This window comes from Mesorhizobium sp. M0618, from assembly GCF_040320765.1.
Lineage (GTDB): Bacteria > Pseudomonadota > Alphaproteobacteria > Rhizobiales > Rhizobiaceae > Mesorhizobium.
This window is the reverse complement of sequence record NZ_JAMYQH010000062.1, coordinates 1-9,951: the sequence shown is the minus strand read 5'-3', so window position 1 is coordinate 9,951 and position 9,951 is coordinate 1. Positions and strand designations below refer to the sequence as shown.

The 9,951-nt window shown below is 61.9% G+C and carries 11 protein-coding genes, 2 tRNA genes and 1 pseudogene; 9 read left to right on the top strand and 5 right to left on the bottom strand.

From position 1 onward, the window contains the following. Nucleotides 1-216 precede the first annotated feature (216 nt). Complete coding sequence (locus NKJ04_RS33230) at nt 217-420, top strand: hypothetical protein (RefSeq protein ID WP_352556246.1); 204 nt, start codon at nt 217-219, stop codon at nt 418-420. A gap of 447 nt (nt 421-867) precedes the next feature. Next, nucleotides 868-1,173: a BA14K family protein gene (locus NKJ04_RS33225; protein ID WP_023812095.1), complete on the top strand. Its 306-nt coding sequence runs from the start codon at nt 868-870 to the stop codon at nt 1,171-1,173. 79 nt (nt 1,174-1,252) lie between these two features. Here the strand turns inward: NKJ04_RS33225 and bhcR are convergent, their stop codons facing one another. Next, nucleotides 1,253-2,074 (bottom strand): HTH-type transcriptional regulator BhcR, encoded by an 822-nt coding sequence (gene bhcR, locus NKJ04_RS33220; RefSeq protein WP_352680054.1) that lies wholly within the window; start codon nt 2,072-2,074, stop codon nt 1,253-1,255. 213 nt (nt 2,075-2,287) lie between these two features. Here bhcR and gcl point away from each other — a divergent pair, with 213 nt between their 5' ends. Genes gcl through NKJ04_RS33205 form a run of 3 tightly spaced genes read left to right on the top strand, consistent with a single transcriptional unit; the run spans nt 2,288 to nt 5,840 of the window. Continuing rightward, nucleotides 2,288-4,069, top strand: a complete 1,782-nt coding sequence (gene gcl / locus NKJ04_RS33215) for a glyoxylate carboligase (protein WP_023812093.1) — start codon at nt 2,288-2,290, stop codon at nt 4,067-4,069. Nucleotides 4,070-4,079: 10 nt separating this feature from the next. Continuing rightward, a complete protein-coding gene (gene hyi / locus NKJ04_RS33210) occupies nt 4,080-4,877 on the top strand; it encodes a hydroxypyruvate isomerase (RefSeq protein WP_352680052.1) in 798 nt (265 codons plus the stop codon). Nucleotides 4,878-4,922: 45 nt separating this feature from the next. Then, on the top strand, nt 4,923-5,840 hold the full coding sequence (locus tag NKJ04_RS33205; RefSeq protein ID WP_352680050.1) for a 2-hydroxy-3-oxopropionate reductase: 918 nt from the start codon (nt 4,923-4,925) through the stop codon (nt 5,838-5,840). 209 nt (nt 5,841-6,049) lie between these two features. Here the strand turns inward: NKJ04_RS33205 and rlmB are convergent, their stop codons facing one another. Continuing rightward, on the bottom strand, nt 6,050-6,898 hold the full coding sequence (gene rlmB / locus NKJ04_RS33200; protein WP_352680048.1) for a 23S rRNA (guanosine(2251)-2'-O)-methyltransferase RlmB: 849 nt from the start codon (nt 6,896-6,898) through the stop codon (nt 6,050-6,052). 198 nt (nt 6,899-7,096) lie between these two features. Between rlmB and NKJ04_RS33195 the strand changes: the two genes are divergently transcribed. Together NKJ04_RS33195 and NKJ04_RS33190 are read left to right on the top strand one after the other, a co-directional pair. Beyond that, nucleotides 7,097-7,181, top strand: a tRNA-Tyr gene (locus NKJ04_RS33195). Between the two features lie 89 nt (nt 7,182-7,270). Next, nucleotides 7,271-7,344, top strand: a tRNA-Gly gene (locus tag NKJ04_RS33190). Between the two features lie 78 nt (nt 7,345-7,422). On the opposite strand, the pseudogene NKJ04_RS33785 reads toward NKJ04_RS33190, so the two are convergent. Beyond that, nucleotides 7,423-7,892 (bottom strand): annotated as a pseudogene (locus NKJ04_RS33785) (YidB family protein). A 131-nt stretch (nt 7,893-8,023) separates the two neighbouring features. Here NKJ04_RS33785 and NKJ04_RS33180 point away from each other — a divergent pair. Beyond that, nucleotides 8,024-8,281, top strand: a complete 258-nt coding sequence (locus NKJ04_RS33180; RefSeq protein ID WP_023812088.1) for a GlsB/YeaQ/YmgE family stress response membrane protein — start codon at nt 8,024-8,026, stop codon at nt 8,279-8,281. Between the two features lie 75 nt (nt 8,282-8,356). On the opposite strand, the gene NKJ04_RS33175 is transcribed toward NKJ04_RS33180, so the two are convergent. Both NKJ04_RS33175 and NKJ04_RS33170 read right to left on the bottom strand, forming a co-directional pair. Beyond that, complete coding sequence (locus tag NKJ04_RS33175; RefSeq protein ID WP_164778452.1) at nt 8,357-8,494, bottom strand: hypothetical protein; 138 nt, start codon at nt 8,492-8,494, stop codon at nt 8,357-8,359. A gap of 176 nt (nt 8,495-8,670) precedes the next feature. Beyond that, entirely contained in the window at nt 8,671-9,558 is an 888-nt protein-coding gene (locus NKJ04_RS33170) for a DMT family transporter (protein ID WP_352556237.1), read from the bottom strand. 302 nt (nt 9,559-9,860) lie between these two features. Between NKJ04_RS33170 and NKJ04_RS33165 the strand changes: the two genes are divergently transcribed. Next, nucleotides 9,861-9,951, top strand: a 91-nt coding sequence (locus tag NKJ04_RS33165) for a GTP-binding protein (RefSeq protein WP_032908143.1), incomplete at its 3' end; no start/stop codon positions are given.

The following is a 9,951-nucleotide window of genomic DNA, read 5'->3' as shown; positions in this document are numbered from 1 at the left end:
TAGGGGAATAGGGGAATAGGGGAATAGGGGAATAGGGGAATAGGGGAATAGGGGAATAGGGGGCGACGGTTCATTGGTGTCCTTGCCGTCGTTGCTCGTTTGCGCCAATGGCGCTCCACAAAAAATCTCCAAGCCTTTCGAACCTTTTGCCGCGCCGCGCCGACTGATGGTTAGAGGCGAATGGGTCGCCTCGATCAAAAGATCCAGGAGATCATCATGTTCAAGCGCACTCTTACCTCAGGCCTCGTCGCCATCTTCGTCGCCACCGGCGCGCTCGCCGGCACTGTCGGCACGTCGTCAGCCCACGGCATGCACGGCCATCACCACAACTACAACCATCACAAGAAGCACTTCAAGAAGTATTGGTGGAAGCACTACAACCATCACCACAGGCATGGCAGGGTGATCATTTTCCTTTGATGGAGGGACCCAATTTCCCAAAAGGGCGGCTTCGGCCGCCCTTTTTGCGTTGGGCGATCTCTTTGTGAAGTGGGGACGGCAAAGCTGCCGATCTCCCCCTTTGCGGGGGAGATGTCCGGCAGGACAGAGGGGGGTGTGAAGGATCACCGGCTTCCCCATGAACTTTCTCTATTTTATCCGTGCGGTTGCCTCGCCCTGATTGGTTGACAAGCTGGCGGGACAGCACCCCCCTCTGCCCTGCCGGGCATCTCCCCCGCAAGGGGGGAGATCAGCCGCATCAACTTCTTCGCCAAGCTCTCGCAAGGTCGCCGTCAGCATGACCTCGGTCGATCCGATTTCCCCGATCCCAGAAAAGTCGAAAAAAGATTCGAACCTTTTTCCTGGCCGCGACGACAGATGATCAAGAGGCGGATGGATCGCCTCGGTCAACGAAGCAAGGAGATCGTCATGTTCAAGAGCACACTCGTTTCCGGCCTCATCGCCACTGCAGTTGCCGCCGCCACGCTGGCCGGCACCGTGCAGCCCTCGGCCGCCCACAGCCATCACCACAACCGCGAAATCGGCATCGGCATTGCCGCCGGCGTCGGCGGCTTCGTCCTCGGCAGCCTGCTCGCCCAGCCGCGTACCGTCTATGTCGACGAAGGCGGCGGCTCGTGGCACGTCCGCCGCTGCTATGACCGCTACCAGAGCTATGATGCGGACTCCGACACTTATCTCGGCCACGACGGCTATCGCCACTACTGCCGTCTCTGAGAGGAGGTGGCGTTTCAATCAGCCAGAAGAGGGGCGCCCCGCAGCCCCTCTTTTCGCTGTGCTTGAAACGATCGGACCGTCAGGTCGCCCTGATGCCGCCGATCATCCGGGTCACCTCGGCCGCGGCATCGCGCACCAGCGGGCCGATCTCGGCCAGCCGCTCCGGCGTCACCCGCACCGTTGGTCCCGACACCGAAACGCCGCCGATCGGCTCGCCGAATTCGTTGAAGATGGCCGCTGCCACGCAGCGCATGCCGGGATGCCGCTCCTCGTCGTCGACCGACCAGCCGCGCGGCTTGATCCGCGCCAGATCGTGGGCAAGCGCTGAAATGTCGGACAGCGTCCTGTCGGTGAAGCGCTGCAGGCCTGCCTTGCGCAGGATGGTTCCGACGCGCTCCGGCTCGAGATGCGCCAGCACCGCCTTGCCGATGCCCGACGCATGGAACGGGCTGCGCGTGCCCGGCCGGAAGAAGGCGCGGATCGCCTGGTGCGTCTCGACCTGGCTGACGAAAACCACGCAATCGTCCTCGGCGACGCCGAGATTGGCGGTCTCGCCGGTTCTTTCCATCAGCTCCTGCATGACGACACGGGCGCGGTCGACCAGTTTGCGGCGGCGCAGGAAGGCCGCGCCCATGCGGTAGGTCTCGACGCCGATCGACCAGAGCTGGTCTGATGTGTCGAATTCGACCATGCCGTGGTTTTGCAGCGTCGTCAGCATGCGGTAGGCGGTGGAGGCGGCAAGGCCGCTCTGCGCAGAGATCTCGCTCAGCGACAGGCCGCTGCCTTCCGCGACAATGGCCAAGATGCGCAGCGCCCGGTCGAGCGACTGCACCGAGCTGGCCTCCGATGGCCCGTTGAAAGCGCGCGGCCGTCCGCGCTGGCGTTTTTCGATGGTTTCCATGCAGTCAATCTCGGCCGGTTTCGCCAAATGCACAATGAAAAAGTTTTTCACTAAGTTCGCGGTCGGATTCCTGGAAAACAGAAAATCAAATAAAATCAAGAAAATGACGCCGTTTTCTGGAAATGAAAAAATATTCTGAAAAAATTGAAAAATAACCGGCGTGCTGACATCCTTGGCCAATCCAACAATGACAAACCTGTGGAGGGCTGGAAAATGGCCAGGATGCGCGCTGTCGATGCCGCGGTTCTTGTTCTCGAAAAGGAAGGCATTTCCTGCGCTTTCGGCGTGCCGGGCGCGGCGATCAATCCGTTCTATTCGGCAATGAAGGCGAGGGGCACGATACGCCATGTGCTTGCCCGTCACGTCGAGGGCGCCTCGCACATGGCGGAAGGTTTTACGCGCGCCAAGGCGGGCAATATCGGCCTGTGCATCGGCACTTCGGGTCCAGCCGGCACCGACATGATCACGGGGCTCTATTCGGCCGCCGCGGATTCCATTCCGATCCTGTGCATCACCGGTCAGGCGCCGCGGGCGCGGCTGAACAAGGAGGATTTCCAGGCCGTCGACATATCAGCCATTGCCGCGCCGGTCGCCAAATGGGCGGTCACCGTCATGGAGCCCTATCTCGTCCCGATGGCGCTGCAGAAGGCCTTTCATCTGATGCGTTCCTCTCGGCCGGGCCCTGTCCTGATCGACCTGCCGGTCGACGTGCAACTCGCCGAAATCGAATTCGACATCGACGCCTATGAGCCGTTGACGCCGTTCAAGCCGGCCATGACGCGCGCCCAGGCCGAAAAGGCGTTGACGATGCTCAACGCCGCCGAAAAGCCGCTGATCGTCGCCGGCGGCGGTATCATAAACGCCGATGCGTCCGATCTGCTCATCGAATTCGCCGAGATTTCAGGCGTGCCGGTCATCCCGACCTTGATGGGCTGGGGAGCGATCCCCGACGATCACCGGCTGATGGCCGGCATGTGCGGACTGCAGACCTCGCACCGCTATGGCAATGCGACGATGCTGGAAGCCGACTTCGTCTTCGGCATCGGCAACCGCTGGGCCAACCGCCACACCGGCTCCGTCGATGTCTACACCAAGGGCAAAAAGTTCATCCATGTCGACATCGAGCCCACCCAGATCGGCCGTGTCTTCGCGCCGGATCTCGGCGTCGTTTCGGATGCCGGTGCCGCACTGAAGATGCTGCTCGACGTCGCCACCGAATGGAAGACGGCGGGCAAGCTGCGCGACTGGTCGGGCTGGGCGAAGGAATGCCAGGCCCGCAAGAAGACGATGAAGCGCAAGACGCATTTCGACCAGGTGCCGCTGAAGCCGCAGCGCGTCTATGAGGAGATGAACAAGGCGTTCGGCCGCGACGTCACCTATGTCACCACGATCGGCCTGTCGCAGATTGCCGGCGCGCAGTTCCTGCATGTCTACAAGCCGCGCAACTGGATCAATTGCGGCCAGGCCGGCCCGCTCGGCTGGACCTTGCCGGCGGCCCTTGGCGTTCGCGCCGCCGACCCGGACCGCACCATCGTGGCGCTGTCGGGCGACTATGATTTCCAGTTCATGATCGAGGAACTGGCGGTCGGCGCACAGCACAAATTGCCCTATCTGCATGTCGTCGTGAACAACGCCTATCTCGGCCTGATCCGCCAGGCGCAGCGTGGTTTCTCGATGGATTTCGAGGTCGATCTTGCCTTCGAGAACATCAACCGGTCAGGCGATCCCGAGGCCGGCTACGGCGTCGACCACGTTGCCGTCGCCGAGGCCATGGGCTGCAAGGCGATCAGGGTGCGCAAGCCCGAAGAGTTCGCTGGTGCCTTCAAGGAAGCGCAGCGGCTGATGAAGGAGCACCGGGTTCCGGTCGTGCTCGAATTCATCCTCGAACGCGTCACCAACATCTCCATGGGTACCGAGATCGACAAGATCACCGAATTCGAGGAGCTTGCCGAACATCAGGAAGATGCGCCGACAGCGATCGTGATGTTGGATTAGGAGAAAAAGAATGCCGCGGTTTTCAGCCAATCTTTCGATGCTCTTTGGCGAGCATGAGTTCCTCGACCGTTTCGATGCCGCCGCTCGCGCCGGCTTCAAGGGCGTCGAATATATCGGCCCCTACGACCATGCGCCCGATGTCGTCGCGGCCCGGCTGAAGAAGAACGGTCTGACCCAGGTGCTGTTCAACCTTCCGGCAGGCGACTGGGGCAAGGGCGAACGCGGCATTGCGGTGCTGCCGGACCGTGTGCCGGAATTCCGCCAGGGCATCGCCAAGGCGATCACCTACGCGCAGGCGCTCGGCTGCCAGCAGGTCAATTGCCTGGCCGGCATCGCGCCGGCGGGCGCCGACCGCAAGGTGCTGGAGGATGTCTTTGCCGAAAACCTCGCCTTCGCGGCGGAGAAGCTGGAGCAGACCGGCATCAGGCTGTTGATCGAGCCGATCAACACGCGCGATATTCCGGGCTTCTTCCTCAACTATTCCGATCAGGCCTTGGCGCTGATCGATCGCGTCGGCTCAAAAAACCTGTTCCTGCAATACGACATCTATCACATGCAGATCATGGAGGGGGATCTCGCCCGGACCATCGAGGCTAACCTTGGCCGCATCGCGCATATTCAGCTTGCGGATAATCCCGGCCGTCACGAGCCGGGGACGGGTGAGATCAATTATCCCTTCCTCTACGAGCATATCGACCGCATTGGTTATGCCGGATGGGTCGGGGCTGAGTACAAGCCGAAGGCTGGGACGGAGGCTGGCTTGGGGTGGCTTCGGGAGTTGGCCGGGCAGGGAAGTGCTGCGGCGTAAGCATTAGAGGGGGGGGCGTTTCACACAGTCATTTGGAGAACCACAATGGAAACCATCGGCTTCATCGGCCTCGGCATCATGGGCGCGCCGATGGCGGGGCATCTGCTGGACGCGGGTTACAAGGTCATCGCCAGCGACCATCGCTCCAAGCCGCCGGCCGATCTCGTCGCCAAGGGGCTGAAGACCGTCACCGGCCACGCCGCCGTGGCCAAGGCTGCCGACATCATCATCCTGATGGTGCCCGACACCCCGCAGGTGGCGGATGTGCTGTTTAGCGACAACGGCGTCGCGTCCGGCCTGGCAAAGGGCAAGCTGGTCATCGACATGAGCTCGATCTCCCCGATCGAGACCAAGGTTTTTGCCAGGAACATCAACGACCTGGGCTGCGACTATCTCGATGCGCCGGTCTCGGGCGGCGAGGTCGGTGCCAAGGCGGCGTCGCTCACCATCATGGTCGGCGGCGAGGAAAAGCCTTTCGAGCGCGCCAAACCCGTCTTCGAGAAGATGGGCAAGAACATCACCCTGGTCGGGCCGAACGGCGTTGGCCAGACCACCAAGGTGGCCAACCAGATCGTCGTCGCGTTGACCATTGAAGCCGTCGCCGAAGCGCTTGTTTTTGCATCGAAAGCTGGCGCCGACCCGGCCAAGGTCAGGCAGGCGCTGATGGGCGGGCTGGCCGCCTCGCGCATTCTGGAAGTGCATGGCGAGCGCATGGTCAAGCGCACCTTCGCGCCGGGGTTCCGCATCGAACTGCACCAGAAGGATTTGAACCTCGCGCTGGAGGGCGCGAAGGCGCTCGGCGTTTCCTTGCCCAACACCTCGACGACTCAGCAGCTGTTCAATTCCTGCGCGGCCAATGGCGGCGCCAAGGAGGATCATTCGGCGCTGGTCAGGGCGCTGGAGCGGATGGCCAATTTCGAGGTCGGCAGCGAGGCAGCCGACGCCAGGGGCAAAGCGGCATAGGTCAGGAGAGGGCGGCGCAACGTTCCCAAGCCGCAAACTCTTGGCCCGTCGAAGAACGGGTTCCGGCGTCTGTCGGAACCCGTTTCTCGTTTCGAGATATTTTTGGCTTAGAGCATTCCACCGTTTCACGGAAACGGCGAAATGCTCTAACTCTTTGTCTTGACGCAATTCTGGAAGGAAAACCGCTTCACACTTTTCCTAGAATTGCTCTAGCCGCGCTTCAAAAATGTCCGCGCCACGTAAAGGCTGATCGCCGCGGCATTCGACACGTTGAGCGAATGGATGGCGCCGGGCATGTCGAGCCGCGCCAGCGTGGTCACCGTCTCGCGCGTCTTCTGGCGCAGGCCCTTGCCTTCGGCGCCCAGCACCAAGGCGATCTTTTCTCCGGCAAAGCTCTTTTCGAGTTCGGCCGGCGCGTCCGAATCAAGTCCGATGGTGCGGAAGCCGGCCTCGTGCAACTGGCCGAGTGCGTCGGCGAGGTTCTTCACCTCGATCTGGTCGATGTGCTCCAGCGCGCCGGAGGCGGATTTCGCCAGCACGCCCGATTCCTGCGGGCTGTGGCGGGCCGTGGTGATCAGCGCGCCGGCGCCGAAGGCGACCGCCGAGCGCAGGATAGCGCCGACATTGTGCGGGTCGGTGATCTGGTCGAGCACCAGCACCAGCTTCGCGTCGCCAAGCGCATCGAGCCGCTTGGCTTTCAGCGGCTCGGCCTCGATCAGCACACCCTGATGCACGGCATCCGACCCGGTGATCTTGTCGATGTCCCTGGGTTCGACCAGTTCGGTCTTGAAGGGCAGGGCGGCGAGATCGGCGATTTCGAGGCGCTCGGCCGCATTGCGCGTCACCAGCATCCTTCTGATCTTGCGGCGCGGATTGTCGAGTGCGGCGCGCACGGTGTGCAGGCCGTAGAGCCGCACCAGGCCATCCGCGGCATTTTCGCCCGGTGGAACCGGCTGTCGGGGCCGGAATGCCGGCGCGCCGCCGCTTTTCTCGTCGCGATAGGCGCGGCGCAGCTTGGCGTAATGGGTGTCTTTGGGGGTGTTGGTTTTGTCGCTCATGGCTGGCTTCTATAGCTGTCTCCTCCGGCCAAGGATATGGCCCGCCGTCACAGCCGGCGAACAGAAACGAAAAACCATGGTTGCGCGGTTGACACCCAATGGGCTTGCCGCCATAAGGCGCTGCGCTGGTTTCGGAGAACACATAACTCGGGTCCGGATCGGCGTGAATGCCTCGTTGCATGGCTCCGGCGGCAGACTGGAGAGGTGCCCGAGTGGTTAAAGGGGACGGACTGTAAATCCGTTAGCTTAGCTTACGTTGGTTCGAATCCAACCCTCTCCACCACTGCCGGCCCGGAAGCCCTGAAACGTGACAAGAATCGGACCGAAAAGTGCATGGCGCTTTTCGGATGAATCCGGTACTTCAGGAACGGCGCGGGTATAGCTCAGTGGTAGAGCAGCAGCCTTCCAAGCTGAATATGCGGGTTCGATTCCCGCTACCCGCTCCAGACACTTATCCCATCACCGGCAAGCCGAAACACTGCGCACGAGGCGCGCAGTGCTCCAATTGTAGTGGCTGCGCCGCGTCAGCTGTTGAACGCGGTGGCGACCTGGTGCTGCTGCGGCCCCTGGCCGTTCGGCGTCAGTCTGTCGACGATACCGGGCAGGGCGGTGGACAGTTGCTTGAGCAGTTCCTGCTCGTCCAGCCCGGTCCGTTGCGCGATCTCGCGAATGATCTGCGGTCCGATCGCGGTGCCAAGATCGTTGGCATTGATCGGCTGGTTCTGCCCGGTGCCGACCCAGGAGTCGGCGGCATTGCCGTGGCCGGCATTTCTGAGCTTGTCGAGCAGGCCGCCCAATCCGCCAGCCAGGCCACCATCGGCGGATGTGGTTTCCGTCGGGACGGGGGCGGGGCGGTCGGAGCGGGCGCGGGAGACTGTTCTGGCTCTTCGGCACTTCTGCCGCTCAGCATCTTGCCGACCAGCAATGCGCCGAGCGCGATCATCAGGGGTTTGGTGATGTTGCCGCCGGGAACGGCGTTGTCAAAAAGTCCCATCGTGGATCCTCCATAGCGACCAAGGCCCGACCCCTCATCAACAATGAAGCATTCGGGCAGAATTTCAAGCTGGCTTGAGGTTTTGACAATCCTATGAAAATGTCGGCTGGCGAGGGGATGGAGAGGAAAAAATGGGTATCATCAGCTGGATCATTCTGGGCGCCATTGCCGGCTTCCTGGGCAGCAAGATCGTCAACAAGACCGGCCAGGGCCTGATCATGGATATCGTCCTCGGCATCGTCGGCGCCATTGTCGGCGGCGTGATCTGCAGCCAGATCTTTGGCGTGGGTGTCACCGGTCTCAACATCTCCAGCCTGATCGTCGCGGTGGTTGGGGCGGTGGTCGTGCTGTGGGCCTACCATCAGTTCAGCGCAAGGCGGACGCTTTAGGCACCTGCGGATCGTCTGAGGTTTCGAGTTTCCGAAGGCAAGACCGGCTTCAGGCCTGTACGTGCAGCGGCTCGTCTATGGCATCAACACTGCATCGGCGGCGACGAAAAAGATCAGCGTTCCGGCGATGAACACCGCCCAGCCGACAAGCGACTTGCGGATAGCGGCCTTGTGCTCGGCGTCGGAGCTCTTGTTCTGGTCAAAATCGGTCACGGGGAACTCCCTTGGCTGATTGATCATCTCGTCGTCGATCGACCTATGCTTCGCCGATTAGACGATCTTTTTCGGCGCGGCAACTGCTCATCCGCGCATGCGTGGATGCGGAGGCTCCAGGTCTTTGTTTATGCATGTCGTTCTCCCAAATCCGGGGCACTTTTGGGCGACATGCATCAGGCGACGACGGCCAGCCGGCGCTGACGCTGATCCAGCGACACGATGGTCAGCCCGCTGCCGACCACCAGCAGGATGCCACAGATCGCCAGTGTGTTTGGGAATTGCCCGAACACCAGCAGGCCCGAAATCACCGCCCAGACGGTGAAGCAATAATAGAACGGTGCCACGGCGCTGGTCGGTCCGACGCGATAGGCCATGAAGATGAAGAAATGGCCGAAGATCAGGAAAAATCCAGCACCCGCCATCAGCAGCAGGTGATGTGCCCCGGGCATGACCCAGCGCTCTGAAACCAGATGCGCGGCGCCGGCGCCGATCAGCACCACCACGACTGCGGAAATCGCCACGATCATCCCCGGCACCTCGGCCGCGACCCGCCGACCGGCAAGGTCGCGCGCTGCCGCAAATGTGGCATTGCCGAGCGCCAGCAAGGCGTAGACCGAAATGCCTTGCATGCTCGGCTGCGCCACCATCAGCGCTCCGACGAAGCCGAGCCCGATCAGCGCCATGCGCCGGCCGCCGATCCGTTCGCCAAACAGGATCGAGGAGCCGACCAGCATCAAGAGCGGCGTGATCTGGCCGAGCGCGGTGGAATCGGCGATCTGCATGTTGGCGAGCGCGACGACATAGCAAAGGATCGCCGCCAGCTCGAGCACGTTCCGGCTCAGTACGCGCTTGTCGAAGATCAGCGGGATCTGCTTGCCGTAGCCCAGCGCGAACAAAAGCGGGAAGCCCCAGAGGGCTGCCGCGGCACCCCGCAGAAACAGCACTTCATAGGACGGCAGGCCAGCCGTCGCGAGCTTCATCATCGTGTCGTTGACGAGATACGATCCCGTCGAGACGATCATGAACAGCGGGCCGCGGATCGAGGCAGGGATGAAATGCATCCGGCCACAAGATCAGAGGCGGGTGGTGGCGGCAATGGTCCATGGCCTGGCCATGATTCAGACAGGGCCGGGCAAGCAAGCCAGCGCTTTCGCGGCCTCGATCGGTCGGCCCGCTACCCCTTCATTTTGCCCAGAGCCTTCCTATATCAGCGTCATATCCCCGCAATCGGATCGATGGTTCGGACTGAGTGAGACGGCACCCGGCCAAAAGACGCTTGTGTTTTTTGGCCTTTGTCGCTAATCGCCCCGCATTCGACTGAACTGAAGGTCTTCGACCGAACTGAAGTCCAAGGAAAGAGACAATGGCAAAAGGTAAATTCGAGCGTAACAAGCCTCACGTGAACATCGGCACGATTGGCCACGTCGACCATGGCAAGACGTCGCTGACGGCGG

Coding starts and splice junctions, on each gene's coding strand:
- gcl (WP_023812093.1), top strand. CDS start 2,288: ATGGCCAGGATGCGCGCTGTCGATGCCGCGGTTCTTGTTCTCGAAAAG.
- NKJ04_RS33170 (WP_352556237.1), bottom strand. CDS start 9,558: ATGCATTTCATCCCTGCCTCGATCCGCGGCCCGCTGTTCATGATCGTC.
- rlmB (WP_352680048.1), bottom strand. CDS start 6,898: ATGAGCGACAAAACCAACACCCCCAAAGACACCCATTACGCCAAGCTG.
- hyi (WP_352680052.1), top strand. CDS start 4,080: ATGCCGCGGTTTTCAGCCAATCTTTCGATGCTCTTTGGCGAGCATGAG.
- bhcR (WP_352680054.1), bottom strand. CDS start 2,074: ATGGAAACCATCGAAAAACGCCAGCGCGGACGGCCGCGCGCTTTCAAC.
- NKJ04_RS33225 (WP_023812095.1), top strand. CDS start 868: ATGTTCAAGAGCACACTCGTTTCCGGCCTCATCGCCACTGCAGTTGCC.
- NKJ04_RS33205 (WP_352680050.1), top strand. CDS start 4,923: ATGGAAACCATCGGCTTCATCGGCCTCGGCATCATGGGCGCGCCGATG.
- NKJ04_RS33230 (WP_352556246.1), top strand. CDS start 217: ATGTTCAAGCGCACTCTTACCTCAGGCCTCGTCGCCATCTTCGTCGCC.
- NKJ04_RS33180 (WP_023812088.1), top strand. CDS start 8,024: ATGGGTATCATCAGCTGGATCATTCTGGGCGCCATTGCCGGCTTCCTG.